Annotated in this window: 28 protein-coding genes; 10 read left to right on the top strand and 18 right to left on the bottom strand. The window is 72.3% G+C overall.

Annotated elements, in window-relative coordinates:
* Positions 1-9 precede the first annotated feature (9 nt).
* Positions 10-474 carry a pyridoxamine 5'-phosphate oxidase family protein gene (locus ACFZDA_RS15995; protein WP_391080872.1) on the bottom strand — a complete coding sequence of 155 codons (465 nt, stop codon included), beginning with the start codon at positions 472-474 and terminating at the stop codon, positions 10-12.
* 544 nt (positions 475-1018) lie between these two features.
* Between ACFZDA_RS15995 and ACFZDA_RS15990 the strand changes: the two genes are divergently transcribed.
* Positions 1019-2749, top strand: a complete 1731-nt coding sequence (locus ACFZDA_RS15990; protein WP_391080870.1) for a hypothetical protein — start codon at positions 1019-1021, stop codon at positions 2747-2749.
* A 213-nt stretch (positions 2750-2962) separates the two neighbouring features.
* On the opposite strand, the gene ACFZDA_RS15985 is transcribed toward ACFZDA_RS15990, so the two are convergent.
* The 6 genes from ACFZDA_RS15985 to ACFZDA_RS15960 all read right to left on the bottom strand — a co-directional run bounded on the left by ACFZDA_RS15985 (position 2963) and on the right by ACFZDA_RS15960 (position 8487).
* Positions 2963-4198 (bottom strand): cytochrome P450, encoded by a 1236-nt coding sequence (locus tag ACFZDA_RS15985; protein ID WP_391080867.1) that lies wholly within the window; start codon positions 4196-4198, stop codon positions 2963-2965.
* Entirely contained in the window at positions 4195-4800 is a 606-nt protein-coding gene (locus ACFZDA_RS15980; RefSeq protein ID WP_391080864.1) for an ATP/GTP-binding protein, read from the bottom strand. The genes ACFZDA_RS15985 and ACFZDA_RS15980 overlap by 4 nt, the downstream gene beginning before the upstream one ends.
* Entirely contained in the window at positions 4781-5152 is a 372-nt protein-coding gene (locus ACFZDA_RS15975; protein WP_037668707.1) for a DUF742 domain-containing protein, read from the bottom strand. Before ACFZDA_RS15975 ends, ACFZDA_RS15980 begins: the two co-directional genes overlap by 20 nt.
* The gene (locus ACFZDA_RS15970) at positions 5149-5559 is read right to left on the bottom strand and encodes a roadblock/LC7 domain-containing protein (protein ID WP_003994857.1); all 411 of its coding nucleotides are present in this window, start codon (positions 5557-5559) and stop codon (positions 5149-5151) included. Before ACFZDA_RS15970 ends, ACFZDA_RS15975 begins: the two co-directional genes overlap by 4 nt.
* A 5-nt stretch (positions 5560-5564) precedes the next feature.
* The gene (locus ACFZDA_RS15965) at positions 5565-7292 is read right to left on the bottom strand and encodes an ATP-binding protein (RefSeq protein ID WP_391080860.1); all 1728 of its coding nucleotides are present in this window, start codon (positions 7290-7292) and stop codon (positions 5565-5567) included.
* A gap of 250 nt (positions 7293-7542) precedes the next feature.
* Positions 7543-8487: a helix-turn-helix domain-containing protein gene (locus ACFZDA_RS15960; protein WP_391080857.1), complete on the bottom strand. Its 945-nt coding sequence runs from the start codon at positions 8485-8487 to the stop codon at positions 7543-7545.
* 71 nt (positions 8488-8558) lie between these two features.
* Between ACFZDA_RS15960 and ACFZDA_RS15955 the strand changes: the two genes are divergently transcribed.
* Positions 8559-9509, top strand: coding sequence for a zinc-binding dehydrogenase (locus ACFZDA_RS15955; RefSeq protein ID WP_391080854.1), 951 nt, complete (start codon positions 8559-8561; stop codon positions 9507-9509).
* A gap of 89 nt (positions 9510-9598) precedes the next feature.
* On the opposite strand, the gene ACFZDA_RS15950 is transcribed toward ACFZDA_RS15955, so the two are convergent.
* Together ACFZDA_RS15950 and ACFZDA_RS15945 are read right to left on the bottom strand one after the other, a co-directional pair.
* Positions 9599-10705 carry a zinc-binding dehydrogenase gene (locus ACFZDA_RS15950; protein ID WP_391080852.1) on the bottom strand — a complete coding sequence of 369 codons (1107 nt, stop codon included), beginning with the start codon at positions 10703-10705 and terminating at the stop codon, positions 9599-9601.
* A 23-nt stretch (positions 10706-10728) separates the two neighbouring features.
* Positions 10729-12183 (bottom strand): aldehyde dehydrogenase family protein, encoded by a 1455-nt coding sequence (locus ACFZDA_RS15945; RefSeq protein WP_391080849.1) that lies wholly within the window; start codon positions 12181-12183, stop codon positions 10729-10731.
* Positions 12184-12286: 103 nt separating this feature from the next.
* On the opposite strand from ACFZDA_RS15945, the gene ACFZDA_RS15940 reads away from it, so the two are divergent.
* The 3 genes from ACFZDA_RS15940 to ACFZDA_RS15930 all read left to right on the top strand — a co-directional run bounded on the left by ACFZDA_RS15940 (position 12287) and on the right by ACFZDA_RS15930 (position 14057).
* Positions 12287-12724 carry a MarR family transcriptional regulator gene (locus tag ACFZDA_RS15940; RefSeq protein WP_391080846.1) on the top strand — a complete coding sequence of 146 codons (438 nt, stop codon included), beginning with the start codon at positions 12287-12289 and terminating at the stop codon, positions 12722-12724.
* A 182-nt stretch (positions 12725-12906) separates the two neighbouring features.
* On the top strand, positions 12907-13287 hold the full coding sequence (locus ACFZDA_RS15935) for an anti-sigma factor antagonist (protein WP_391080844.1): 381 nt from the start codon (positions 12907-12909) through the stop codon (positions 13285-13287).
* A gap of 107 nt (positions 13288-13394) precedes the next feature.
* Entirely contained in the window at positions 13395-14057 is a 663-nt protein-coding gene (locus tag ACFZDA_RS15930) for a DUF4230 domain-containing protein (RefSeq protein WP_391080841.1), read from the top strand.
* On the opposite strand, the gene ACFZDA_RS15925 is transcribed toward ACFZDA_RS15930, so the two are convergent.
* From ACFZDA_RS15925 to ACFZDA_RS15900, 6 genes are read right to left on the bottom strand one after another with little or no spacing between them, the layout of a single operon-like run.
* A complete protein-coding gene (locus tag ACFZDA_RS15925) occupies positions 14058-15821 on the bottom strand; it encodes a proton-conducting transporter membrane subunit (protein ID WP_391080839.1) in 1764 nt (587 codons plus the stop codon).
* Entirely contained in the window at positions 15821-16168 is a 348-nt protein-coding gene (locus tag ACFZDA_RS15920) for an NADH-quinone oxidoreductase subunit K (RefSeq protein ID WP_391080836.1), read from the bottom strand. The genes ACFZDA_RS15925 and ACFZDA_RS15920 overlap by 1 nt, the downstream gene beginning before the upstream one ends.
* A gap of 10 nt (positions 16169-16178) precedes the next feature.
* Positions 16179-16919, bottom strand: coding sequence for an MnhB domain-containing protein (locus ACFZDA_RS15915; protein ID WP_391080833.1), 741 nt, complete (start codon positions 16917-16919; stop codon positions 16179-16181).
* The gene (locus tag ACFZDA_RS15910) at positions 16916-17176 is read right to left on the bottom strand and encodes a hydrogenase subunit MbhD domain-containing protein (RefSeq protein WP_391080830.1); all 261 of its coding nucleotides are present in this window, start codon (positions 17174-17176) and stop codon (positions 16916-16918) included. The genes ACFZDA_RS15915 and ACFZDA_RS15910 overlap by 4 nt, the downstream gene beginning before the upstream one ends.
* Before the next feature lie 24 nt (positions 17177-17200).
* The gene (locus ACFZDA_RS15905; protein WP_391080827.1) at positions 17201-17653 is read right to left on the bottom strand and encodes a monovalent cation/H+ antiporter complex subunit F; all 453 of its coding nucleotides are present in this window, start codon (positions 17651-17653) and stop codon (positions 17201-17203) included.
* Positions 17650-17832, bottom strand: coding sequence for a hypothetical protein (locus ACFZDA_RS15900; protein WP_391080825.1), 183 nt, complete (start codon positions 17830-17832; stop codon positions 17650-17652). The genes ACFZDA_RS15905 and ACFZDA_RS15900 overlap by 4 nt, the downstream gene beginning before the upstream one ends.
* Before the next feature lie 206 nt (positions 17833-18038).
* Here ACFZDA_RS15900 and ACFZDA_RS15895 point away from each other — a divergent pair, with 206 nt between their 5' ends.
* Entirely contained in the window at positions 18039-18584 is a 546-nt protein-coding gene (locus ACFZDA_RS15895) for a VanZ family protein (protein WP_391080823.1), read from the top strand.
* Here the strand turns inward: ACFZDA_RS15895 and ACFZDA_RS15890 are convergent.
* Together ACFZDA_RS15890 and ACFZDA_RS15885 are read right to left on the bottom strand one after the other, a co-directional pair.
* Positions 18581-18817, bottom strand: a complete 237-nt coding sequence (locus ACFZDA_RS15890) for a hypothetical protein (protein WP_391080820.1) — start codon at positions 18815-18817, stop codon at positions 18581-18583. The two genes, ACFZDA_RS15895 and ACFZDA_RS15890, sit on opposite strands and share 4 nt — an antisense overlap.
* A gap of 66 nt (positions 18818-18883) precedes the next feature.
* Positions 18884-19693, bottom strand: a complete 810-nt coding sequence (locus ACFZDA_RS15885; protein ID WP_391080818.1) for an SDR family oxidoreductase — start codon at positions 19691-19693, stop codon at positions 18884-18886.
* Positions 19694-19816: 123 nt separating this feature from the next.
* On the opposite strand from ACFZDA_RS15885, the gene ACFZDA_RS15880 reads away from it, so the two are divergent.
* From ACFZDA_RS15880 to ACFZDA_RS15865, 4 genes are all read left to right on the top strand, one after another.
* Positions 19817-20857, top strand: coding sequence for a PHP domain-containing protein (locus ACFZDA_RS15880; protein ID WP_391080815.1), 1041 nt, complete (start codon positions 19817-19819; stop codon positions 20855-20857).
* A 51-nt stretch (positions 20858-20908) separates the two neighbouring features.
* Complete coding sequence (locus tag ACFZDA_RS15875) at positions 20909-21574, top strand: HAD-IA family hydrolase (RefSeq protein WP_391080812.1); 666 nt, start codon at positions 20909-20911, stop codon at positions 21572-21574.
* 808 nt (positions 21575-22382) lie between these two features.
* Positions 22383-23561, top strand: coding sequence for an aromatic acid exporter family protein (locus ACFZDA_RS15870; RefSeq protein ID WP_391081711.1), 1179 nt, complete (start codon positions 22383-22385; stop codon positions 23559-23561).
* 246 nt (positions 23562-23807) lie between these two features.
* A complete protein-coding gene (locus ACFZDA_RS15865; RefSeq protein ID WP_391080810.1) occupies positions 23808-24836 on the top strand; it encodes an NAD-dependent epimerase/dehydratase family protein in 1029 nt (342 codons plus the stop codon).
* Positions 24837-24881: 45 nt separating this feature from the next.
* On the opposite strand, the gene ACFZDA_RS15860 is transcribed toward ACFZDA_RS15865, so the two are convergent.
* Positions 24882-25154, bottom strand: coding sequence for a hypothetical protein (locus ACFZDA_RS15860; RefSeq protein ID WP_391080808.1), 273 nt, complete (start codon positions 25152-25154; stop codon positions 24882-24884).
* Positions 25155-25186 lie beyond the last annotated feature (32 nt).

Here is a 25186-nt window from a genome sequence, read left to right as displayed (position 1 = left end):
CCGGCCGATTCAGTCGGCCGTCAACCACCGTCCGTCGCGCATGAGTTCACGGCCGTCCAGTTCATCGGCCTCCCGCCAGGCCTGAATCCGCTGCGGCACGACGCGGAAGTAGAGGTACGGCGTGGCCAGCCGTCGGGGGTCGAAACCGGTCTTGGCGGCGAAGAGTTCGGCGTCCTGCTCGGTCAGCTCGCCGGGCTGGACGGTCTCCACCACGCCTTCCACCATGACGACGTCGCGGGTCGGCCCGATGCCCACCCGGGCCCGGCCGGTCGCGGCGAGGTTCCGTCCGGTGGGGCTCGACGCGGGGGTCGCGAACAGCAGGTACGAGCCGTTCCAGAGGAACGACAGCGGGACGAGGTACGGCGTCCCCGACGTGCCGTCGGCCGTGGCGACCCAGGCGTCCACGTCGTGTTCGAGACGGTGCAGGGTGTCCTTCGTGCGCTGCTCAGCGCTGCGTGCGGGTGCGGACGTCATCGTCGGTGCGCCTCCTGGACAGTCGTAGAACGGGCTCCGACCAGTGTGACGTTCCGAGCCTGGGGAGGCTCGCCGGACAAGCCGGTACCGAGTGAGGGACGAGGGAGTATACGCAGCTCATGCACTTCGGACAGTAACGGAGATCACGGCAGGGTCACGGAATGGCTTATTCACGTCGTGGGCAGCCTCGTACCGCTTGTCGGTTCAACTTTCGGACTGCGAAGCCCAGTTCGAGTACGCGGGCGGTCACGGCACCGTCCGTTCGCAGGGGTGAGAGGACTCTGCGGTCCCTCTCCCGAAAGGAAACACATGCCTCAGGACGTCCGGTTCGACCTGCCCTTCGACCCCCCTGCCAGCCACCCACACGCCTCGGGCGCAGTATGTCGTGCCCCTCGCGGTCGTTCGTAACAGGAGCCACAGCCGGTCGCATGAGTCCGGCTGTCCGGCGACCGTCGCGGAAAGTACAAGATTCCCGGACACGGCCGGTCAACGACCACGGCCGATCGATTCCGTTGCCAGGACCACAGCTTATTGGGAGACCGGTGTGAAATCTCGAGTCGCAGGTGCTGTTCCGCAGGCGTCCGCCGACAGCTCGATCCCGGCGCAGCCAAGCGCCCAGCTCCAGCCCACGGAGGCGGGGAACACCCTGGCCCGCCTGTTGGTGAAACACATCAATGGGAGCACGGAGCAGTACCGAAGGTCCCAGGACGCCGCTCAGCAGCGGCTGAACGCGTTCGGCTCCCCCCACTCCAGCACCACGCTGCATGTGGAGGGAGCCCTTCATCTGGCGCGGCCCGCGTTCCTCCCGCCCGACGAGGAGGGCTACGCCAGGTTGAGGCACCTCGACACCAGGCTGCGCCTGATCGAAGCAGCCTTCCCCCAAGTCAGCACCGACATCGAGGTCTGCAGACTGGCCTGCGCGATGCTGGAAGGGGCCTGGAGGAGCCGGGCACTCGCCCCGCCGCGCGAGGAGGAGCAGACGACCGTCTGCGCCTGCCCTCTGTGCCGTCGGCTGCCCACGCCCCCCGCACGCACGCTGGACGACTACCGTTGGCGGCAGAGCGCCGGTCGTCCCCTCACCGTCAAGACCTGGCCATACCGCCGGGAACTCGACAGCGTCCTGACCGGTGGATGGTCCTGGACCCGGCAGATGAACGACCTCGAACGAGACCTCGGCCACCGCCACCGCTTCGAGGACGACATCCTCGTCTTCCACGAATACAAACGCGTGATCGACACCATCGACACAACGCGCCTCACCCAACACGCCGAAGGCCGCCTGGCCGAGAATTTCAGCACCAACAGCGCACGGGCCCTGGTCTCCGGACTCTTCGCAGCCCACAAGCGATCCGTCGACGAGTACTGGCTCCAACAGCACGACACGGGCAGCGTCATGCTCCCTCAGACCAACCCGCTCAACCAGAGCACCTACTCAGCCCTGCAGATGCTGGACTGCCTGTTCTGGCACGTCGCCCCCGACACCGAACTCTGGCAGGAGGAAAACCTCGCCTCCCTGCTGCTGTGCCGCGTCATCGACGACATGGCCGACGTACGAGCCGACGCCCTCACCGGCGAGATCAGCAACTTCTGGCTCGCCGACATGCCCACCCACACCAAGGCGCTCTACGCTGCCTGTGCGATAGCCCTCGTCAAGTACGGCTGCATGCCCGAGGCCCACAGCCCGATGTGGAACACCTGGCTGATGACCACCACCATCGTCTGGATGGGGCTCACGGGCCGCCACGCCCTGTGGTTCGACGGCATCACCCAGGGCCTCCCCCCGGCCGAGGATTGCCCGCTGTGCGACCTGCAGCCCAACCCATGCACCGGCATCCTCACGCACGGCACCACCCTCACCATCGCCCCGCGGCCCACCACACCAGCACTGAGCACCCGGGCCGCCGAGCTGTCCGCACGCTGTCGAGCCCAATACCCCCGGACATGGCCCCTCTTCGACGCCGAGCTCCGTGCCTTCGAAGCACTGCACGGCCCGTGGTACGGCAACACGGACAGCACATGGGAGATCGTGCGCCGCACCTACATCGCCGCCGTGGAGGCCTCCAGCGACGCACCATCGCCGGACCGCGCCCGTCAAGTCCAACAAGACGCCGGCGTAGTCGGATCCGAGAGGTTCCACACCCTGCACGACCCTCAGACCGGGAGGGAAGACACCGCACTGCTCGCCTACATGTTCGGCTGTGCCCACCCGCATTTCCTCTGGAACGCCACGGGATACCGCCCCACGGGCGTCGCAGGCGACTGGCTCGACGGCTGACGCCTCGACCGTGAAAGCCCGGGCCGCTGCTCGCACCCGCCTGGTGGTGGCAAGGGCCGGCCTGCGCCCTGCCCCACTAGGCGGGCGTGGCCGCGGCCGAACTCCCCGGACGCAGTTCGGTTGACGACCTGCTGGGCGTGGGAGCCACCGCCTGCACCCACACACGGCGTTGCCCGGCCGGAAACCGGCCGGGCAACGGTCCTCAGGCGTGGCCTAGACGGCGAACTCGACCGGCAGGCTGTCCAGCCGGGACTCCCACGTGGAGGCGGTCGAGCTGAGTTCTTCCGGCGGTACGGCCAGGCGCAGGTCCGGCAGCCGGTGCAGCAGGACGTCCACGCCGATCTCGATGATGGACTGGCCGATGCTCTGCCCCGGACACTCGTGCGGCCCGGCGCTGAACGCCAGGTGCGACTGGTTGCCCTGCACGGCGACGGCCGGGTCGGGCCGTACCTCCGGGTCGAGGTTGCCGGCGGCCAGTCCCAGGATGAGCAGTTCTCCCTCCTGGACGTGATGGCCTCCGAGCTCCAGGTCGGCGGTTGCGAACCGGCCCGGCAGCACGGACAGCGGCGGGGCGTCCCACATGATCTCTTCCACCACTGAGGAGATGTTCAGCTCCCCGCTGACCAGACCGGACAGCCGGGCGGCGTCGGTGAGGACCCGTTGCAGGACCCGGGCCAGCAGATTGCTGGTGGTGGTGTGCGCGGCGATCAGCACCAGGCGCAGATGGCTGACGACCTCGTCGTGGTCGAGGCCGGCCGGGTGCTGAAGCAGGGCCGTGGCGAAGTCGGAGCCCGGCTCGGCCCGCTTGCGCTCGGCGAGTTCCGCGAGGATCTCCATGATCCGTTCGTTGTGCTCGAGGGCGCCCTCACCGCCTCGGAGGACCTGGGCGCACGACTCGATCAGGCGTAGCCCGTCCGCCGAGGGAAGGCCCAGCATCCTGGTGAGCACGAGCATCGGCAGTTGCTCGGCGTAGTCGGCCACGAGGTCGGCGCGCCCGTCGTCGGCGAACGCGTCGATCTGCTTGTTCGCGAAGTGCGTGACGTGCCGCCGGATGCCTCGGACGGCCGCCGCCTGCAGCCCGTCGGTGACGGCGCCGCGCAGCCTGCGGTGCGGTTCGCCGTCCTGGGACACACAGTCGGGGCGCCAGCCGACCATCGGCATGATCGGCGAGGTCTCCTCGATCCGGCCCTCCCGCCAGTCCCGCCAGATCCGCGCGTCCCGGCTGAACTGGCGGGGGTTGTCGAGCACCCGCCGGTTGTCGCGGTAGCCGAGGACCAGCCAGGCGGGCACGTCGCCCTCGAGCAGGACGGGAGCGACCGCGCCGTGTTCCTTGCGCAGCCGCTCGTAGATGGCCGCCGGGTCGGTCGCGGCCTCCGGGCCGTAGAGCCGGGTCAGTTCGGCGGCGTGGTGGGCGACGGGGCAACCGCGCGGGGCGGTCTGATCGTTCATCGGGGCTCCAGGGCCACGGCCGAGCGTTGCTTCAGGTGGTGGATCAGGGCGACGAGGACGTCACGGCTGGAGGCCCGGTCGCGGGCGTCGAAGGCCAGGACCGGGGTGTGGTCGGGGATGTCCAGCGCGTCCCGGATCTCCTCGACCGGATAGTTCCGGGAGTCGGGGAAGACGTTCAGCGCGACGACGAAGGGGACGTCCTGCCGCTCCATCTCCTCGATCGCCCGGAAACTGGATTCCAGGCGGCGCGTGTCCACCAGGACGATCGCGCCGAGCGCTCCCTTGAACAGCCCGTTCCACAGGAACCAGAACCGCTCCTGGCCCGGCGTGCCGAACAGGTACAGCACCAGGCTCTCGTTGATGCCGATCTTGCCGAAGTCCAGGCTGACGGTGGTCTGCGTCTTGTCGGCGACGCCGATGAGGCGGTCGACGTCGACGCTGGCCTGGGTGAGGGTCTCCTCGGTGGTGAGCGGCTTGATGTCGCTGACCGACCGGACCATGGTGGTCTTCCCGGTGCCGAACCCGCCGGCGATCATCACCTTCACCGAGCGGGTGTCCCCGGCCGCCCGCCCTCCGGGTTGGTCAAAGCCTTTCAAGTCCACTGAGTACCTCCTCAAGGAGCGCGAGGTCGGGCCCGCGGCCGGCGTCGTGTGCCGGGATGGGATCACGGGCTTCGACCCGACCTGCGTCCAGCAGGTCCGACAGCAGCACCGCGAGAATGTTGAAGGGCAGCCCGAGGTGGGCGCCGAGTTCGGCGACCGACAGCGGATCGCGGCAGCGCCGGAGGATCTCCTCGTGCTCGTGCTGCATTCCCGGTAACGGGGCGGCGCGGGAAACGACGAGAGTCGCCACGTCGAGGCTCGACGCCGAACCGCCCGGTCCGCTGCGCCCTCCCGTGAGGACGTAGTAGCGCTCGAGACCGGACGGGTCGGACGGCCTGCGGGGAGCACTCATCCAGAGTGCTCCTCCAGGCGCGGAGTGGTGCCGAGGAGCTCACCCATCCTGCGGGCCAGGTCCCTCATCTGGTGCCCGAGCAGGCCCTGGTCGAGGCCCTCTCTGGCGAGGACACCGAGGTACGTCTCCACACCGGCGCGGACGACGAAGAGGTGCCCGCCGTCGACCTCGATCATCGCGAGGCGCAACTGCCCGGCGTACTTGGGGAACTGCTCGGCGACCGGCTGGGCCAGGGCCTGGAGGCCGGCCACCACGGCGGCGAAGCGGTCGACGTCGTCGGGGTCTTCGGCGCCGTAGGAGGTGATGGCCTTGCCGTCGCTGGAGGCCACGAGGGCGAAACGGATCTCCTGGATGCTCTCGACGAGATCGCGGAGCGCCCAGCTCACATCGGTTCCTTGCTGCGTCATGAGGACTAGTCGCTCTCTTCGGTGCGGTGCTCGGTGGACTCGCGTCCGGCGGAGGTCTCGCGGTCGTCGGCCGCCTGGGACGCCTCGGCGGCGTCACGGCCGGCGGTGGCGAAGGCCGCGAGACCGGAGAAGGATGCGTCCGGCGGGACGGCGGAGACGGCCGTGCTCCGGTCGCTCCGCTCGGCCTGCCGGGACCCGTCCGCCTCGGTCCGCTTGCTGCGGCGCCGGGGCAGTCCGCCGGGTGTGGTCTCCACGCTTTCCGTCTGTCCGGCCGCCGCCGGTGCGGTGACCGTCTCGCGGGCCGGGGCGGGCGCGGCGGGGCGGGCCTCGGGGGTGGGCGCGGCCTGGGTGGTCGCGGCCGCGGGCAGCGGGCTGAAGTACTTGTGCGGGACCACGACCACCACGGAGGTGCCGAGCCACGGCGAGTCCGCGAAGGTCACCCGGATGCCGTAGCGGCGGGCGAGGGCGCCGACGACGCGCAGGCCGATGCTCGCGTCCTCGGTGATGCCGCCGAGGCCCGCCCCGGGCGCGGTGCCCGCGAGGGCGTGTTCGGCCGCGCGCTTCTTCTCCTCGCTCAGGCCCTTGCCGGAGTCCTGGATCTCGATGCCGACGCCGTTGGGGACCTCCTTGCCGGAGATGAGCACCGGCTCGGTGGGCGGCGAGTAGCGGGCCGCGTTGTCCAGGAGGTGCGCGAAGATCAGCGTCAGGTGGTCCACCAGGCCGCCGTCGACGCCGAGTTCGGGCAGATGGCGGACCTGGACGCGATGGAAGTCCTTGATCCGGCCGATGCCGCCGCGCACCACGCTCAGCAGCCGCTGGGGTTCCTGCCACTGGCGTCCCGGGCGGTCCGAGCCGCCGAGCACACCGATGCTCGCGGCGAGCGAGTCGGCGGGGCCGAGTTCCTGGTCGAGTTCCATCAGCCCGCGTGCGACGGCCGGGAGCCTGCCGTGCTCGCCCTGCATCTCGTGCAGCCGGCCGCGGAGCTTGCTGGTCAGCACGTGGATGCGGTTGCCGATGCTGATCACGGCCTGCTCGGCGGTGGTGGAGCGGTCGAACTCCGCCTCCAGGCCGACCAGGGCGGTGCGCAGCAGCTTGCGCAGTTCGGTCTGGAGATCGGCGCTGACCTTCGCGCACTGCGTGACGGTGGGCAGGACGTCGTCGATGGCCTCGCCCGAGCGCAGCTTCTCCATGGCGTCGGGCAGTTGCTCGTCGGCGAGCCGGGCGACCGCGGCGAGCTGGTGGGAGAGCTGCTCCTGCCAGACCTCGGCCTGGTCGGCGAGCTGGGCCTCGTAGGACCTGGTCTGCTCGGTCAGCCGTTCCTCATAGGCCCGGGACTGGTCGGCGAGCTGCGACTCGTAGGTGGCGCTCTGCTCGGCGAGGCGCCGCTCGTACGAGGCGTTCTGCTCGGTGAGCTGGGACTCCAGGGTGGCGCGCTCGGCGGAGAACTTCCGTTCCAGACCGGCGACATGCTGCTGCCACTGCTGGTTGTGCTCGGCCTGCGTGGTGCGGAAGGAGCCTTCCGCGCGGTGCAGTTGGGCCCGGGTGCGCAGCAGCAGCCGTACGCACACGGCGCCGGCAGCTGTCGCCGCGACACCGGCGACGGCCACGGTTAGTCGCTCCGAGCTCATGAACGTGGCGGCAACGGTCCCGCCTCCCAAGCCCAGCGGCATCAACCACCAGCTGTACCAGGCGACAGGGGCCCGCGCCGCCGGTGGCGGAGTGGCGAGTTCCATCTGCATCCTTCGAAGCAACACGATCGAACGGGGGGTGTGGACCGCACTCATGAGTACGCACGGCGAGTCGACTGGACGCGATCGCTCCAACTCGCAGCGCCAATGGGAACCTTATCGGGTTTACACCCAAGAGGATCAACCTCGTCCCCTCGGCGGAGGTGAGGGTTCTGTCACGGTCCGACAGAAGGCAACAGGTCGACACATCGCTTTGCTGACCGACCAGTTGAGCGGGCGCCGGGTCCCGGGCAGGTCAGTGGGCTGTCTGGAACGTACGACGGTAGGCCTGCGGGGTCACTCCGATCGCCGCGTTCAGGTGCTGGCGCAGGGAGGCGCCGGTCGCGAAGCCGACCCGGCCCGCGATCTGGTCGACGGTGAGGTCGCTGGACTCCAGCAGATGCCGGGCCCGGGCCACCCGCTGCTGGATCAGCCAGCGGCCGGGGCTGAGGCCCACCTCGTCGTGGAAGCGGCGGGCGAAGGTCCGCAGGCTCATCCCGGCGTGGCCGGCGAGGTCGGCCAGGGTGAGCGGTTCGCCGAGGCGCTCCAGGGCCCAGGAGCGGGTGGCCGCGGTGCTCGCGGCGCCCTGTTCGGGGACGGGCTGTTCGATGTACTGGGCCTGGCCGCCGTCCCGGAACGGCGGTACGACACAGCGGCGGGCGACGGTGTTGGCCAGGCGGCTGCCGTGGTCCTTGCGGACCAGGTGCAGGCAGACGTCCACGCCGGAGGCGGCTCCGGCGGAGGTGAGGACCGGGTGGTCGTCGACGAACAGCACATCGGGGTCGAGGTCGACGTGCGGGAACATGCGGCGGAAGTGGTCGGCGACCTGCCAGTGGGTGGTCGCCCTGCGCCCGTCGAGGAGTCCGGCGGCGGCGAGGACGAAGGCGCCGGTGCAGATGGAGACGATGCGCGTTCCGGGGCGGACGAGCGCGAGCGCGGCCAGGACGTCGGCGGGCACCTCGTCGGCCAGGTGGGCCGGAGCGACGGGGGCGATCACCACGGTGTCGGCGGTGGCCAGGGCCTCGGGGCCGTGCTCCACGGTGACGCCGAAGTCCGCGTTCGTGCGCACCGGACCGCCGTCGACCGAGCAGGTCAGCACCTCGTACCGGCCGTCGGCCGCGCCCAGGATCCGGCTGGGGATGCCCAGTTCGAACGGGTACACGCCGTCCAGGGCCAGGACCACCACTCGCTCACGTCGCATGGCACGATCCTATCGAAGGTTGACCATTCTGCCATTGGCGGGCCGGGCGCCGGCGGGCACGCTGGATGACCATGAGCACACAGAACACGATGCGAGCCATCAGCCAGGACGTCCTCGGCGGCCCCGAGGTCCTGAAGGAAGTGGAAGTCGAACGCCCGGCACCCCGGCCGAACGAGGTGCTGGTCCGGGTGCGGGCCGCCGGGGTCAATCCGACCGACTGGAAGCACCGCGCCACGGGCGGTTTCCTGGGCGAGCCGCCCTTCGTCCTCGGCTGGGACGTCTCCGGGGTGGTGGAGGCGGCCGGCATCGGCGTCGCGGCGTTCGCTCCCGGTGACGAGGTCTTCGGCATGCTGCCGTATCCGTACGGGCACGGCTCGCACGCCGAGTACGTCATCGCCCCGGTGCGGGCACTGGCGCGCAAGCCGGCCGGGATCGACCACGTCCAGGCGGGCGCGCTCCCGCTGGTCTCGCTCACCGCCTGGCAGGCGCTCACCGAGCACGCGGACCTCCGGCCCGGGCAGCGGGTGCTGATCCACGCCGCGGCGGGCGGGGTCGGGCACGTGGCGGTGCAGATCGCGAAGGCACGCGGCGCGTACGTGATCGGCACGGCGAGCGCGGGCAAGCACGAGTTCCTGCGCGGGATCGGCGTGGACGAGGCGGTGGACTACCGGGAGACGGACTTCGCCGAGGCCGTGAAGGACGTCGACATCGTCCTGGACACGATCGGCGGCGACACCGCCCTGCGCTCACTGCGCATACTGCGCCCGGGCGGCGTCGTGGTGTCGATCCTGCCGGGTGGTTCGGACGACTTCTACGAGGAGGGCGAGCGGCTCGGTGTCCGCGCGGTCCGGATGCTGGTCGACGCCGACCGCGCCGGCATGGAGACGATCGCGGAACTCGCCGGGACGGGCAAGCTCCGCGCCACGATCGCCGAAACCTTCCCCCTGTCCGCCGCCGCACAGGCCCACACGTCGGGCGACACGGGCCGCACGACAGGGAAGCTGGTCCTGACAAACGACTGAGGCGAGCTTCGAAGGGGCGCGGGGAACCGCGCGGCAAGCCACGGCAAAGCCGCACTCGCCGATCCACCGCGCCCCCGAGTTCTCGGCCCTCAGAACATCAGAACCGGCTTGATCGTCTTGCCCGACCGCATGTCCTGCACCGCCCGGTCGATGTCCCCGAAGGGATACGTGCCGATCAGGCGGTGCAGCGGCAGCCGGCCGTCCTTCACCAGCCGGACCAGCGCGGGGATCATGGTCTGGGTCTCGCTGTCGCCGAGGGTGAGACCCACGATCCGCTTGCCGCCGAGCAGGCCGTTGACGTCGAGGGCGACCTCGGTGCCGAAGGGCGGGGCGCCGACCACGACCAGCGTGCCACGGGCGGCGAGCGCGTCGACGCCCTGGCGCAGGACGCCGACGTTGCCGGTGGTCTCCACGACACCGTCCGCGCCCTGGCCGCCGGTGATCTCGGCGAGGGCCGGGGCGAGGTCCGTCCCGCTCGTGTCGACGGTGTGCGTGGCCCCCAGTTCCGTCGCCAGGGCGAGGCGTTCGGCGACCCGGTCGACGGCGACGATCCGCGTGGCCGGGGTGAGGGCCGCCGCCATCACGGCCGACAGACCGACCGCTCCGGCTCCCAGGACGACGACCGTGCTGCCCGTGTCCGGCTTCAGGACGTTCCAGACGGCGCCGACCCCGGTCTGTACGCCGCAGCCCAGCGGGGCGATGGACTCCAGTGGCACGTCCGGGTCGACCTTGACGAGACTGCGCTCGTCGGCCAGCGCCCGCTCGGCGAAGGAGGACTGGCCGAAGAAGTGCCCGCCCAGGGCCTGGCCACCGCGGCTGATGGTGCTCGTGCCGTCCGCCCGGCTGCCGCCGAGCAGGTTCAGCGGCAGCCAGGTCGCGCAGTACGCGGGGTGCCCGCCGCGGCAGTTGCGGCAGTCGCCGCAGGAGGTGAAGGAGAGCAGGACGTGGTCGCCGGGCGTGACGCCGGTGACGGCGGAGCCGACGGCCTCGACGACGCCCGCGCCCTCGTGGCCGAGGACCCCGGGCAGCGGGAAGGGCAGTCCGCCGCTCGCCACCCCGAGGTCGGTGTGGCACAGGCCGGTGGCGACCATCCTGACCAGCGCCTCGTGCGGGCCGGGTTCGTCCAGGACGACGTCGGAGAGGGTGAAGGGCGCGCCGCCGGACTCGACGACCGCGGCACGGGTGGTGGTGGGCATCGCAAGAGCTCCTCGAGGGTGTCTCAGTCGAGCGAGACGACGACGGACTTGACCTTGGTGTAACCGGCGAGCGCCTCGGGCCCGTACTCGCGGCCGTAGCCGGAGTCCTTCACGCCGCCGAAGGGCATCGCGGGGTCGAGCATCGCCCAGTCGTTGACCCAGACGATGCCGGCCTGGAGCCGGTCGGCGACCCGGTGCGCGCGGGCGAGGTTGGTGGTCTGGACGCCCGAGGCCAGACCGTAGGGGGTGGAGTTGGCGAGGGCGACGGCCTCGTCCTCGTCGTCGAAGGGCTGCACGGTGAGGACCGGGCCGAAGATCTCCTCCTGGATCACCCGGGAGTCGTTCGACAGGTCGGCGATGACGGTCGGCTTGTAGTAGTAGCCGCCGTCCAGGTCGAGCCGCTCGCCGCCGCAGACGATCCGGGCGCCCTCCTTGCGGGCCAGGGCGACGTACTCCTCGACCTTCTTCAGGTGCTTCTCGGCCGCCATCGGGCCGACGACCGTGGCCGGGTCGCGCGGGTCGCCGACCGGTACGCCGGGTACGGCCTCGGCGAGGATGCCGAGCAGCGTGGGGTACACCGAGCGGGCCACCAGCAGGCGCGGGCCGCCCATGCAGAACTGGCCGGTGTTGAAGACGAAGCCCTTGATGACCGCGCCCACCGCCTTCTCCAGGTCGGCGTCCTCGAAGACGACGTGGGCCGCGTTCCCGCCGAGCTCCATGGTGACGGGCTTGAGGGCCTCGCCGGCGACGCTCGCCACGTGCCGGCCGATCGCGGTGGAGCCGGTGAAGGCGACCTTGTCGACACCGCGGTGGCGCAGCAGGGCCTCGCCGGCCACCGGTCCGCTGCCGGTCACGACGTTGACCACGCCGTCGGGCACCCCCGCCTCCTGGAAAAGCCGGGCCATGTACAGCGCGCTCAGCGGGGTCTCGTCGGCGGGCTTGTGGACGACCGTGTTGCCGGCCGCCAGCGCGGGGCCGATCTTGCTGCCGGCGAGGATCAGCGGGAAGTTGAACGGGGTGATCGCGGCGACCACGCCGAGCGGCTCGCGCCTGGTGTAGGCGAGGGCGTTCATGGGGGTGTCGCGCAGGGCGCCGTCCTGGCTCTGGGCGAGGTTGGCGACGTACTCGTAGTCGTTGGCCGCGTTCGTCACGTCGACCGCGCCGCACAGGGTGATCGGCTTGCCGACGTCGAGGCTCTCCAGTGCGGCGATCTCGTCGGCGTTCTCGCGGATCAGCTGAGCGACGCGGTGCAGCACCCGGCCCCGCTCGCGGCCGCTCAGGCCGGACCAGGCGCCGTCGTCGTAGGCCTCGCGGGCGGCCCGCACGGCCGCGTCGACGTCGGCCGGGCCCGCCTCCGCGACGGTGGTGACGACCGTGCCCCGGGACGGGTCGACCACCTCGGTACGAGCCCCGTCGGCGGCCTCGCGCCACCGTCCCCCGATGAACAGCTGTCCGGGTTCCCTCTCGAAGGTGGTCATCGCCGCTCCTCAGCGTCGTCGCCAAGATTTCAACAAACAGGATTCCTGTTGGTTCGCAGTCTCATTACAGACAGGTTTCCTGTCAATGCTCTAACCTGCGTCCATGCTCGACGCACAGGTGACCAAGGCGCCCCCTTCCCTGCTCTACATGGTCAAGCAGGTGGAGCTCGTCGTGCGCTCCCACCTGGACGACCTGGTCAGACCCTCAGGGATCACCGCCCTGCAGTACACCGCGCTGACCGTGCTGGAGCGGCACGACGGGCTGTCGGCGGCCCAGCTGGCACGCGACTCCTTCGTCACGGCGCAGTCCATCGCCGACCTCGTCCGCTCCCTTGAAGGCCGGGGTCTGGTGCGCCGGGAGCGCAACCCCCGCAACCGCCGCGAGCTGCAGATCCTGCTCACCGACGCCGGACGGGAACTCCTCTCACAGTACGCCGGGCCCGTCCGGGAGCTGGAGGAGCGGATGGTGCGCGACCTCACGGCCCACCAGACCGAGCAGTTCCGCCAGGCCCTGGTCAAGGCCTGGCACGCCCTGTCGTAACCCAGGGCGCACGCCCGCGCACACCCCCGCGCGAACCTCAGCCAACTCGGCTGCGATTCAAAGACATATGTCAATCGAACATGCTCAAATTCACCCGTTGGAGGGTAACTTGCAGGGCGGGGAACGGTTTTGAGGACCGCGGCCCCTCCCCACGCACGGAGCAGGCTGGAGGCGATCTCGTCGTGCGGCAAGGACCTGCACCGCTGACCCGGCATCTGCGCGTCCGCCGGGAACGGGGGCACACGGTGCTGGAGTTCCGTGGCGAGATCGACCTCGCCGCGGCCACGGAGATCGCCCCGCACCTGGACCGGGAGACCAACCGCCGCGCCGCCCGCGTCGTGATCGACCTCAGCCGGATCGAGTTCTTCGACTGCTCGGGCCTGCGGCTGCTGTACCGGGCCAGGAGCCGGGTGCTCGACCGGGACGGGCAGCTCCTCCTCGTCTGCGCCCACCCGCTGACGCTGCGCGTCCTGCGCATCACCGGCCTGTCCCGGCTGCTGCCCCCGCAGCCGACACTGGACGCGGCCCTGGAGCAGCCGGAGGCGGCGTCCGGCCCCGTGTGACGCCCGAGTGCGCCCTTCAGTGCTTCCGCTGACGTCCTCCATCCTCAACCCGCCGGTCTGGCACGGCCCGTGGCGGGCATCCGGACAGGAGGAAGGAGGGCCGTCGCATGACGACTCCCGTCAAGCGTCTCCCCCGGCGCGTGCCCGGCTGGGCGAAGGTGGTGGGCGCCCTCGTGCTGGTGCTCGTCGTGTTCTTCGCCGGGATCCGGCTGAGCGTGCTCCCGGGTCTGAAGGACCTGTTCGGCACCGACACTCACGACCGGTCCGGCCCCGCGCTGCTGAAGTCCGTCCAGGACCTCAGCCGTTACGACGCCGCATCCGGCAACTTCCAGGTCGTCGTGGACCTGGAGAAGGACGCCAAGTTCCTCCCCGACGCGATCCGCGGCACCCGCACCCTGTACGTCGGTGCGGGCACCGTCGACGCCTACGTCGACCTGGGCAAGGTCGGCGACGACGACGTGCAGGTCAACGGCGACCGCACGTCCGCCACGCTCCGGCTGCCGCACGCGCGGCTGGGCAAGCCGGCCCTGGACCCCGACCGTTCCTACGCGGTGTCCAAGCAGCGCGGTCTCTTCGACCGCCTCGGCGACCTCTTCTCGGACAACCCCAATGGCGAACAGGCCGTGCAGAAACTCGCGGTACGGCACATCGGCGACGCGGCGAAGGAGAGCGAGCTGACCGCCCGAGCCGAGACCAACACCACGGGCATGCTCGAAGGCCTGCTGCGTTCCCTGGGCTTCAAGGAGGTGCGCGTCACGTACGGGAACTGATCAGCTCCCGAGGATTCCGGGCAGGGCGAGCGCGCCCAGCAGCGTGGTGCCCACCAGCAGCCACGCGACGTAGTCACCGACGTGCCCGGACTGCAGGCGCCGCAGCGGCAGCGCCCGGTCCGGCGCGGCGAGCAGCCGCGGCCGGGTGACGGCCACCGCGGCCAGCGCGATCGCCAGCGCGGTGGAGACGAGGCCGAGCAGGACGCCCAGCGCGGTCCAGTGCACGGAAACGGCCACCAGGCCGCCGGTTCCGGCCTCCTGCACGGCGTGCCCCACCGCGCCGCCGAAGCCGGGGACCGCACCGACGGCGAGGGACCCGGCGAGCAGCACCGCCGGGATTGCCGTCATGGTGTCCGGGACCCGGCTCAGCCGCTGCCGGGTCTCGGGCTCCTCGCCGGAGCCGGTGGTCTCGTACGCGTCCCCTTCCTCCGGCCGGGGACCGAGGCCGAGGAACACGCGCGCGGCGACCCTCAGGACCGCCCCGGCGGTCACCGCACCGGACAGGACGTACAGCACGGTGAGCGGGCCGCCCACGGCCTCCTCGGTGACCGACTTGCCGAGCGCCGTGCCGAAGGGCGGCAGCCCGGCGAGGCCGAGACCGCCCGCGACGAACAGGACGGCGACCGAGCGCAGCCGCCGGGCCCGGCCGTACAGCGCGCGCTCGTCGACCGAGCCGTACCGGTCGAGGAGGATGCCCGTGCAGGCGAACAACGCGGCCTTCACACCGGCGTGCCCGAGGATGTACAGGGCGACCCCGTCGTCCGCCTCCGGGGTGAGGGTGCCGATGCCGGTGAGGAACAGCCCCATGTGGACGACGGTCGAGTAGGCCAGCAGCCGTTTGATGTGCCGCTGGTACCAGCACATGACCGCGCCGACGGCCGCCGTCAGCACGCCGAGCGCCACCAGGGCCCGCTGCACGTCGGCGGCGGGCAGCCCGCCCGGCCCGGAGAAGACGGTGTCGTGGACCCGCCAGACACCGAAGGCGCCGAGCTCCACCATGACGCCCGACAGCAGCATGCAGACGGGGGTGGGCGCCACCGCGTGCGCGTCCGGCAGCCAGAAGTGGAACGGGACGGCCGCGCCCTTGACCAGCAGCCCGGTCAGGACCAGGACGAATCCCGCGAGGACCGGCGCGTCGGGCGGACCCTGCGCGTCCAGCACCTGCCCGATCCGCGTCATGCCCAGCTCGCCGGTGCGGGCGTACAACAGCCCGATGCCCATCAGCATCGCGTACGCGCCCAGCGAGTTGACGATGCCGAAGGTCAGCGCGCCCTGCACGGCCCGGGCCTCCTCGACCCGGTGGCCGGTCAGCGCGTAGGCGACGACGCTCATCAGCTCGAACCACACGAACGCGTTGAACAGGTCGCCCGCGATGGCGAAGCCGCACATGCCCGCCTGGAAGAGCAGCAGCAGTGCCGGGAACGATCCGGAGTGCCCGCGCGGCGGTTCGTCGAAGTAGTGCCAGGAGTACACCAGGGCGGCCAGGGTCAGCGTCGAGGCGAGTGCGGCCATGCCGAGCCCCGGCCCGTCGCCCACCAGGACGATCCCGACACTCTCGCCGCGCACGGGCAGCCAGCCGCCCACCCACTCCACCTGTGGGGGCGAGGAGTCGAGCAGGAGCACGATCGCGAGGGCGCAGGTTCCGGCGGAGACCGCGCAGCCGGCGGACTCGGCGGCGGCCCGGGGCACGCGGCGGCCGGCGGCGGCCAGCAGCGCGGCCCCGAGCAGCGGGACGGCGACGAGGAGCGGCAGCAGATGGTGCATCAGCCACGCAGCTCGGACAGTTCGTCGGGGTCGACGGTGCCGTGCCGCTTGGAGACCTGCACGACGAGGGCGAGCAGCAGCGCGGTGACGGTGGCGCCGACGACGACGTCGGTGAGGGCCAGGGCCTGCACGACCGGGTCGACGACCGGCCGCGCGCCGGGCTTCAGGTCGGAGAAGACGGGCGCGGTGGCCCCGTCCCGGTAGCCGACGGCCAGCAGCAGCACATAGGTGGCGCACTGGCACACCGACAGACAGCCGACGGCGTGGATGAGATCGCGGCTGGTGGCCAGGCCGTAGCAGCCGGCCAGGAAGACCCACGCGGCGACCAGGTAGGCGAACACGTCCATCACAGCGGCCTCACGTTCCGCTCTCCTCCTCGATCTCGACGGCCTGGTCCAGGAAGCGGGCGAGCAGCACGACGACGGCGCAGGCGACCTCCATGCCGACGGCCGCGTTGAGCAGCGGGACGGTGCCGCCGGAGGACAGCGTGTTGAACGTGCCGTGCGGCAGCAGCGTGTTGGCGAGGAAGGCGGCGCCGCCGAGCAGCGCCGCGATGCCCGTGACGAGGTAGGCGCTGACGGCGACCCCGTCGCCCACCTCGTACAGTCCGACCGGCCGGACGCGTTCCAGGGCGCCGTAGTCGGCGCCCAGGTAGAGCAGGTGCAGGGCGGTCGCGGCGGCCACCCCGCCCTGGAAGCCGCCGCCGGGGCTGAGCTGCCCGTGGGCGATGACGTACAGGCCGGTGAGGAGCGCGACGGGCAGCACGATCAGGGCGTAGCGGCGTACGGGCGGGGCGACCTCGGCGGGTTCGGGCCGGGCGCGGTGTTCGTCGCGGGTCTGGCGCAGCAGGACGACGCAGCCGAGCACGGCCGCGAACAGGATGCTCAGCTCGCCGAGGGTGTCGAAGGCCCGCTGGTCGAAGTTGACGGAGGCGATGGTGTTGGCGGTGCGGTGGGCCAGGGACGCCCCGACGGCGCGGTCGCCGTAGGGGTGGTGGTCGCCGCCGAAGGCCGGGAGGCCGAAACAGGCCGCGACGAGCAGCGCGGCGACGCCCGCGCCGCCCACGGCGACCAGCCACAGCCGCGTGCGGGGGCTCACTTCCCGCTCCCCTCGCGTCGTCCGCGCCGTCTCACCTTGCGGACCGTCAGCAGCAGCAACAGCGGTGTCAGCGCAGCGCCCACCGCGAGCTGCGACAGTCCGACGTCGGGGGCCTGGAGCACGGTGAACAGCACGGCGAGCACGACGCCGAGGACGGACAGCACGAGGGCCTGGCGGACGGGGTCCCGGGTGGCCACGGCCACGGTCGCGCAGGCGGCCACCAGCACCAGCGCGACGGCGATCACGGCGTCGTCCACGGCTGCCCCCTCCCCTCCCCGGCGCTATGCACGACCGGCCCCTTCGTCCCCTCCGGCCAGCGCCCGCGAGGCGACGAGGTTGCCGCCGATCAGCAGGGCGCCGGTCACCAGGAGTTTCGCCATCGCCCGGCCAGGACCGGTTGCCGCGCACAGCGTCAGCACGACCACGGCCCCGAGGCCGGCCGCCGCCCAGGTCAGGCCCCGGGCGCGGGGCGGGTCCTCGGCCAGTTCAGGGGCGAGCAGCCGGGCGAAGACGAGCGTGCCGACCGGGCCGAGCAGGGCGAGAACCAGGGCGAGATCGACGTAGGACGGGCGGTCGTAGCCCTGGGCGAGGAGCAGCAGGCCCGGGCAGGCCACCGCGGTGGCCAGGTTCTGGGCGACGACCCGGCGCCGCAGCGGTCCGGTGGCGACGCCCCACAGGGCCGCCCCCAGCCCGGCGGCGAGGGTCAGCGTCGCGGCGAGGATCCAGCCGTTCACCGCCTGGCCACCGCCCGTCGCGCGGCCCGCGCCGCGAGCGCCCCGAGGAGGGCCGCGCCCGCGCCGACCGCGAGTTCCAGCGGGTCGACGGTGGTGACGAACACCAGCCACAGCGCGGTGAGCGCGGCCCACCACAGCGGCACCTCGGCCACGGCGAGGAGCGTCGTACGCCGGTTCACACGCCACCTCCGCGGACGCTGGTCGTTGTGGCGGCCATCCAAGCACCGCCCCGGCCGCGGGACGCGACGGCGCGCGGCGGCTCCCAGGGCGGAGTGCCCCGGCGGACGGCGCGGAAACCGTGGCCGGGAACGGCCCTCGGCGGCATCGTCGGCGCGCCCGTGGGTAATCGCCTTATCACCCTGGGAAGTTCAGTCTGGAGGACACAATGGCCGGTGCAGCCTCACGTCCCCGTACGGCCGGCTCGGGCCGGGAGCGACGCCGGCCACCGCTGCTCGTCCGGCTGCTGGCGGTGCTGTGCGCCTTCACGTTCATGGTGGCCTTCGCCGTGGTGCTGGCCCGGCTCACGCTGCAGCCCTCGCCCGCGTCGGAGGCGCTGACCCACACCAATCTGCATCCGGGGCGCTCGCTGAAGGCCTATCTCGACCAGCCGGAACTGCGGGACGCCGTCCGGCAGATCGGCGGCAACATCCTGCTGGGCCTCCCCTTCGGCGTCCTCGTGCCCGTCGTCGCCCCGCGCACCCGCGGCTTCCTGCGCGTGCTGCTGCTGACCGCCGTGGTGATGCTGCTGGTGGAGTTCGCCCAGGGCGCGCTGGTCACCGGCCGTGCCTTCGACATCGACGACGTCATCCTGAACACATCGGGCGCGCTGATCGGTTACCTGCTCCTGGGCCGCCGGCTGAGCCGCGCGGTCCACGCGCGCGGGCCGCGCGACGGCCGGGCGGGGAAGAAGCCGGCCACTCAGAGGTCCTAGTGCACGGTCCAGGTGAACTTGTCGCCGCCGACCCAGCGGACCACGTCCGGATCGTCCAGGTCGTGGACCGTGATGCCGAAGGCGGCGGCGGCCGCCAGTACGTCGGTGACGGCCTTGGCCTCACCGACCACCTGGCCGTCGATCTCCACGATCCGGAACGGCGGTGTGCCCGGCTGCACCGCGAGCACCATGATCCGCGGGTGTGATACGTACGGACTCCAGCTTTCGGTCATGCATCGAGCCTAGAACGCAACCGGCGGTGGTGCGGGTTGGGCAGCCGGCCGGTCCGGCCGGACCGCTCAGGGGCGGCGCCAGTCGTCGCTCGTCAGGTGCGAGCCGGCCTGCGGGCCCATACGGAGCATGCCCCCGTCCACGCTCCAGGAGGCGCCGGTGACGTACGAGGCGTCGGGGCCGGCGAGGAAGGCGATGACGGCGGCGACCTCGCGGGCGTCGCCGGGCCGGCCCAGCGGCACGCCGGGGCGGTTCTCGGTGTGCGGGTCGGTGTCCTTTTGCCCGGTCATGGGCGTGGCGATCTCGCCGGGTGCGACGGCGTTGACGGTGATGCGGTACTCCGCGAGTTCGAGCGCCATGACCTGGGTGAGCAGGCCGAGCCCGCCCTTGGCGGCGCAGTACGGGGCGGCGCCCACACGCGGCTGGTGCTCGTGGACGGACGTGACGTTGACGATCCGCCCGCCGTCGCCCTGCCGGATCATGTGCCGGGCCGCCTTCTGCCCGCACAGGAAGGGCCCCACGAGATCGACGTCGAGGACCTCGCGCACGTCGGACAGCTCCAGGTCGAGGAAGGGCGTCATGGTGCCGGTGCCGGCGTTGTCGACCAGCACGTCGAGACGGCCGAGGCGCTCGCACAGCTCGTCGACGGCGTCGGCGGCGTCGGGCAGGTGGGTGAGGTCCATCCGGGCGACCTCGGCCCGCCGCCCGTGTGCCCGGACCTCCTCGGCCGTCTCCTCCGCTCCCTTGTGGTCGCTGTGCCAGGTGATGCCGACGTCCATGCCCGCCTCGGCCAGCCGTACGGCGGTGGCCCGGCCGATGCCGGAGTCGGCGCCGGTGATCACGGCGACCTTGGCGGGGGACGCGGTGGGAGCGGACATGGCGGGCCTCCTCGTCGGCGCGTTCGGGACGAGGCATCGCAGTACCCGGGTGGGTACCGGGCAAACCAAGCGCCCGTCGTGCGGCCCTCCGAGCGCTGGGGAACCCTTGAGGTGGAGGTGGCGATGGACCCCGTCGAGGCACTGGACAGGATCGCCTTCCTGCTGGAGCGGTCCCTGGCACCGACGTACCGCGTGCGCGCCTTCCGTACGGCGTCCCGGGTGCTGAAGGAGCTGGGCGCTGACGAGGTGCGCCGGCGGGCCGACGCCGGGTCGCTGGAGTCGCTCAAGGGGGTCGGGCCGAAGACCGCGCAGGTGGTGCGGGAGGCACTGGCCGGTGACGTGCCGGGGTATCTGCGCAAGCTGGAGGGCGAGGCGAAGGAGCCGCCGGCCGTACGGGGCGGCGAGCGGCTGCGGGCGCTGCTGCGCGGCGACTGCCATCTGCACTCCGACTGGTCGGACGGCGGCAGCCCGATCGAGGAGATGGGCCGGGCCGCGGCGGCCCTGGGGCACGAGTGGGCGGCGCTGACCGACCACTCGCCGCGCCTGACGGTGGCCCGCGGGCTGTCGGCCGAGCGGCTGCGGCAGCAGCTGGACGTGGTGGCGGAGCTGAACGAGACCTGGGCGCCGTTCCGGCTGCTGACCGGCATCGAGTGCGACATCCTCGAGGACGGCTCCCTCGACCAGGAGTCGGAGCTGCTGGACCGGCTCGATGTCGTGGTGGTGTCGGTGCACTCCAAGCTGCGCATGGACGCCCGGTCGATGACCCGACGGATGGTGGCCGCGGTCCGTGATCCGCACTCGGACGTGCTGGGGCACTGCACGGGGCGGCTGCTGACCGGGCGGGGGCGGCCCGAGTCGGAGTTCGACGCGGACGCGGTGTTCGCGGCTTGCGCACAGACGGGCACGGCCCTGGAGATCAACAGCCGGCCGGAGCGGCTCGACCCGCCACGGCGGCTGCTGCGCCGGGCCGTGGACGCGGGGGTGCTGTTCTCCGTCGACACCGACGCGCACGCGCCGGGGCAGCTGGACTGGCAGATCAACGGGTGCGCGCGGGCGGAGGAGTGTGGGGTGCCGCCGGAGCGTGTGGTGACGACGTGGTCCCTGGACGAGCTGCTGGCCTGGACCCGTGAGCGGCGGGTGCCGTCCGGCGTGGCGGGCGGCTGAGGTGGTACCCGGTCGGGCCGGAGAGCGGGCTGAGAGGAAGGGATCGTACGCATGGCGAAGGCGGAACGGGCGGCTGTGTTCGACGTCGACGGCACCCTGGTCGACACCAACCACCTGCACGTCGTGACGTGGTGGGAGGCCTTCCGGCAGGCGGGCCACGACGTGCCGATGCACGCCGTTCACCGGGCCGTGGGCCTGGCCTCCACCGACCTCGTCGCACACCTGCTCGGCGAGGACCGGGACACGGAGCAGGACGCGGGGATCAGCGCCGCGCACAAGGCGCTGTACGGGCAGTACTTCGACCGGCTGCCCGCGCTGCCCGAGGCGGCGGCGCTGCTGCGGCGGCTGCACCGGGACGGCTGGGCCGTGGTGCTGGCCACCTCCGCCGGTGGCGCCGAGCTGAGCGCGCTGCGCCGGGCGATCGACGCGGACGACGCCATCACGGCCACGGCCAGCGCCGACGACGTGAACGCGGGCAAGCCCGCGCCGGAGCCCGTCGAGCACGCCCTGGAGCTGGCCGGGGTGCCGGCGGAGCGGGCGGTCTTCGTCGGCGACACCGTGTGGGACATGCGGGCGGGCAGCCGCGCCGGAGTGCGCTGTGTGGGCGTCCTGTGCGGCGGCATCCCGCGCACCGACCTGGAGAAGGCCGGCGCGGACGCGGTCTACGCGGACCCCGCGCACCTCCTGTCGTCCCTGCGGGAGAGTCCGCTGGCATGAGGCGGCGTGAAACCCCCGGTCACGCGGATACCCGCCGCGCATGACGCGTGTGAGGAGTGTGGTTCGACGGGCGGCTCACGCCTTCGGCCGCCGAAAGGACGAAGCCGCGACAACGAACGACACCGGCCCCTCCGGGGGGTCGACCCGGGAGACAGACCCCGACGGGACGAGAGGGGGCCGGGCGGCCTCGGGGTCCAGGCCCCACCACAGGGGACCCGACGAGGCGGAGGACGGCCCGTCGGGCCGGGAGACGGGACCCGGCGAGGCGAGCGGCAGCCGGGCATCCCGGCACAAGCGGCCCGACACGACGAGGGATAACTCACCGGCCCGGGAGGCGGCCCTCCACCCTGGGACATACGACCGGACGGACCGGCGGACACCGCCCCACGAGGCGACGGGCACGCAGGCGACCCGGGAGACGCCGCCCGGCAGGGAGACGGACATGCAGGCGGGCCGGGAAGCACGGCCCGGCAGGGCGACCATCAGCCCCTCGGGCAGGGAGACACCGCCCGGCAGGGCAACGGACACCCAGGGGGCCGGGGAGACACCGGCCGGCAAGGCGACGGACACGCAGGTGGCCCGGGAGACACCGGCCGGCAAGGCGACCAACAGCCCCTCGGCCCAGGAAACACCGCCCGGCAAGGCGACAGACACCCAGGCGGCCCAGGAAGCAGCGCCCGGCAAGGCGACCAGCAGCCCTTCGGGCCGGGAAGACCGGAAGGGCCGGAAGAACCGGCAGGACCGGGAAGACCGGGCCCGCAAGGTCGTGGGGGACAGTCGGGTGGCTGCCGATGCCCTGCGGGAGCGTATGGAGGATCTCGGGCAGGGGGTCCGCTCCGTGCGGCCGCTGGACGCCGTGCGGCGGGAGGCGCGGCGGGTCATGGAGGCCGTGCGCGCCGCCCGGCGGGGGCCCGGGCGGGAGCGGGACCTGGTCGTCCAGTCGTTGAAGGCCGCCGCGGCGGCGGTGATCGCCTGGCTGGTGGGCGGCGTCTGGATGGGCGACCCGCTGGCCCTGATGGCACCGTGGGTCGCGCTGGTGCTGGTGCAGGCCACCGTCTACAGCTCTCTCGTACAGGGCGCACGGCAGTTCGGCGCGATATGCGTCGGCACCGTGCTGGCCTCGGCGACGCTGGCCCTCACCGGTGACACGACGGGCGCGCTCGCCCTGTCCGTCCCCGTGCTGATGCTGCTCTCGAACTGGCCCCGCTTCGGCGACCAGGGCATCTACGCGGCGACCACGGCCCTGTTCACCCTCACCTCGGGCATGGCCGGCCTGGCCGGCGTCGGGCACCGGGTGGGGCAGGCGGCGCTCGGCGCGGTCATCGGCGTCGCCGTCAACGCGCTCGTCCTGCCCCCGATCCATCTGCGGGACGTCCGGGAGAACCTGGCGACCCTCGCCCGGGAATCGGGCGAGGTGCTGCGCTCCGTCGCCGGGGACCTGCACGAAGGCGACTGGGACGCGCAGACCGCCGCCGGCTGGCTCAACGCCTCGGCACGGCTGGAGCACCACCTGGACGCGTTGCGCTCGGCGCGCCGCTGGAGCCAGGAGAGCCTGCGCCTGACCTACGGCCCGCTGCGCGCCCTGCACCGCGTTCCGCACGTGCCCCTGCCGCCGCCGGACGAGGACGAACGCCTCAGCCGCGTCACCGGGCACGTCACCGCCCTGACCCGGGCGCTCGCGGTGGCCGTGGACGGCAACCGCACGTCCGCCCCGCCCGAGGGCGCGGCCCTGCGCTCGTACGCGGACCTGCTGGACATGATCGGGGAGGTCTGCGACGCGGAGGCCGACCGTCTGCTCAACGGCAGCATGGATCCCGGCCGGGACGACGACAGGGAGGAGAGGATGCGGGAGCTGCACCGGTACTTGCAGGAAAGGCTGCGCGAGCACGCCGGGCTGGGCGCCGCGCACACGGCGGTGCTCGGCACGCTGCTGCTCCAGGCCGAGAACCTGTGGGCCGAGATCCTCCCGGAGCACGAGGAGCGGTGACATACATCACCGGGGAACAGGTCCAAGCCCGGAACCCCCAGAAGTAGTTCCCCGTTGAACAACATGTGGGTGCGGAGGGGACGGTGTCCCCGGGCCGTACGCCCACCTCCTGAGCCGCCCCGGCCGTGATTCCCCCGTCCGGCCGGGGCTTTCCTCTGCCCGCGCGCGATCGGCCGCCGCGGTGCGGCCGCCCCGACCCGGGTACTCGGTCCTCCCCGAGGACGGGCGCGGCGAGAGGAGCGGACGGTGAGCAGCGGAACAGGCATGAGGGTCGTCGTCACGGGCGCCACCGGCAATGTGGGCACCAGCGTGGTGCGCCTCCTCTCGGAGGATCCGGAGGTCACCTCGGTGCTGGGCATGGCCCGGCGGATCCCCGACTGGTCGCCGCCGAAGACGGACTGGTCGGCGGTCGACCTGGCCTCCGAGCAGTCCGATCCGGCCGAGCAGTTCCAGGGCGCCGCCGCGGTGGTCCATCTGGCCTGGGCGTTCCAGCCGACACACGACCCGGCGGCGACCTGGCGCACCAATGTGCTCGGCAGCATGCGGGTGTTCGAGGCGGTCGCCGAAGCGGGCGTGCCGGCGCTGGTGCACGCCTCGTCGGTCGGCGCGTACTCGCCGGGCCCGAAGGACCGGGCGGTGGACGAGTCGTGGCCGACGCACGGCTGGCCTGACGCCGCGTACTGCCGGGAGAAGGCCTATCTGGAGCGTGCGCTGGACACGTTCGAGCGCGACCACCCCGAGACACGGGTGGTGCGGATGCGGCCCGCCTTCCTCTTCAAGCGGCAGTCCGCGAGCGAGCAGCGCCGGATCTTCGGCGGGCGTTTCCTGCCCGGGCCGCTGGCCCGCCCGGAACTGCTGCCCTTCCTGCCCGACATCCCGGGGCTGCGGATGCAGGCCCTGCACACGGACGACGCGGCGGGCGCGTACCGGCTGGCCGTGCACTCCGACGCCCGGGGCGCCTTCAACCTGGCGGCCGAGCAGTCGGTCGACGCCCAGGTGCTGGGCGAGATGCTCGGTGCGCGCCCGGTGCGGCTGCCGCGCACCGCGGCCCGTTCGGCGATCGCCGCGGCCTGGGGCCTGCACCTGCTGCCCGCCTCCCCGCACCTGTTCGACGCGGTGCTGCGGCTGCCCCTGATGGACTGCACGCGTGCGCGTGCGGAACTCGGCTGGCGTCCGGAGCATACGGCGACGGAGGTACTGGAGGAGTTCTTCCAGGGCCTTCAGCAGGGCGCCGGCGCCCGCACGGAACCGATGCGCGGACGCAAGGTGGGCTGACCGAGCTCACACCGCCGGAGCACTGGACGGCGCTCCGGCACAGGATCAGGCGGAGGACTCGTCCGGCGCCGGATGCTCGGGGTGGACGGTTCCCGAGCGCGGTTCGCCCTGCCGTCCCGTCCCCGCTTCGTCGGTGTCGGGGACATCGTCGACCGGCTCGTCGGCCACGTCCTCGTCGTCCTCGCGGTCCTTGCCGGTGCCCGTGAAGCGCGGGGCGGCCTCCCACGGGTCCTCGCCGGCGTCGGCCTGCTGGTCCGGCAGGTCCCGCGGCACGGGATCACCGTTCTCGCCGGGTCCTTCGAGGCGGTGGTCGGTCACGGCGTGCTCCCTTCACTGGTCCGGGCGTCACG

The organism is Streptomyces sp. NPDC007991 (assembly GCF_042958445.1).
GTDB lineage: Bacteria > Actinomycetota > Actinomycetes > Streptomycetales > Streptomycetaceae > Streptomyces.
This window is presented reverse-complemented; position numbering and strand designations above follow the sequence as displayed.

Excerpts from the sequence above, each read along its gene's own strand:
- ACFZDA_RS15885 (WP_391080818.1), bottom strand. The coding sequence starts at position 19,693 with ATGTCCGCTCCCACCGCGTCCCCCGCCAAGGTCGCCGTGATCACCGGC.
- ACFZDA_RS15995 (WP_391080872.1), bottom strand. The coding sequence starts at position 474 with ATGACGTCCGCACCCGCACGCAGCGCTGAGCAGCGCACGAAGGACACC.
- ACFZDA_RS15945 (WP_391080849.1), bottom strand. The coding sequence starts at position 12,183 with ATGACCACCTTCGAGAGGGAACCCGGACAGCTGTTCATCGGGGGACGG.
- ACFZDA_RS15890 (WP_391080820.1), bottom strand. The coding sequence starts at position 18,817 with ATGACCGAAAGCTGGAGTCCGTACGTATCACACCCGCGGATCATGGTG.
- ACFZDA_RS15895 (WP_391080823.1), top strand. The coding sequence starts at position 18,039 with ATGGCCGGTGCAGCCTCACGTCCCCGTACGGCCGGCTCGGGCCGGGAG.
- ACFZDA_RS15965 (WP_391080860.1), bottom strand. The coding sequence starts at position 7,292 with ATGGAACTCGCCACTCCGCCACCGGCGGCGCGGGCCCCTGTCGCCTGG.
- ACFZDA_RS15955 (WP_391080854.1), top strand. The coding sequence starts at position 8,559 with ATGAGCACACAGAACACGATGCGAGCCATCAGCCAGGACGTCCTCGGC.
- ACFZDA_RS15985 (WP_391080867.1), bottom strand. The coding sequence starts at position 4,198 with ATGAACGATCAGACCGCCCCGCGCGGTTGCCCCGTCGCCCACCACGCC.
- ACFZDA_RS15930 (WP_391080841.1), top strand. The coding sequence starts at position 13,395 with ATGACGACTCCCGTCAAGCGTCTCCCCCGGCGCGTGCCCGGCTGGGCG.
- ACFZDA_RS15975 (WP_037668707.1), bottom strand. The coding sequence starts at position 5,152 with ATGAGTGCTCCCCGCAGGCCGTCCGACCCGTCCGGTCTCGAGCGCTAC.
- ACFZDA_RS15960 (WP_391080857.1), bottom strand. The coding sequence starts at position 8,487 with ATGCGACGTGAGCGAGTGGTGGTCCTGGCCCTGGACGGCGTGTACCCG.
- ACFZDA_RS15920 (WP_391080836.1), bottom strand. The coding sequence starts at position 16,168 with ATGGACGTGTTCGCCTACCTGGTCGCCGCGTGGGTCTTCCTGGCCGGC.
- ACFZDA_RS15925 (WP_391080839.1), bottom strand. The coding sequence starts at position 15,821 with ATGCACCATCTGCTGCCGCTCCTCGTCGCCGTCCCGCTGCTCGGGGCC.
- ACFZDA_RS15970 (WP_003994857.1), bottom strand. The coding sequence starts at position 5,559 with ATGACGCAGCAAGGAACCGATGTGAGCTGGGCGCTCCGCGATCTCGTC.
- ACFZDA_RS15950 (WP_391080852.1), bottom strand. The coding sequence starts at position 10,705 with ATGCCCACCACCACCCGTGCCGCGGTCGTCGAGTCCGGCGGCGCGCCC.
- ACFZDA_RS15940 (WP_391080846.1), top strand. The coding sequence starts at position 12,287 with ATGCTCGACGCACAGGTGACCAAGGCGCCCCCTTCCCTGCTCTACATG.
- ACFZDA_RS15870 (WP_391081711.1), top strand. The coding sequence starts at position 22,383 with ATGGAGGATCTCGGGCAGGGGGTCCGCTCCGTGCGGCCGCTGGACGCC.
- ACFZDA_RS15880 (WP_391080815.1), top strand. The coding sequence starts at position 19,817 with ATGGACCCCGTCGAGGCACTGGACAGGATCGCCTTCCTGCTGGAGCGG.
- ACFZDA_RS15875 (WP_391080812.1), top strand. The coding sequence starts at position 20,909 with ATGGCGAAGGCGGAACGGGCGGCTGTGTTCGACGTCGACGGCACCCTG.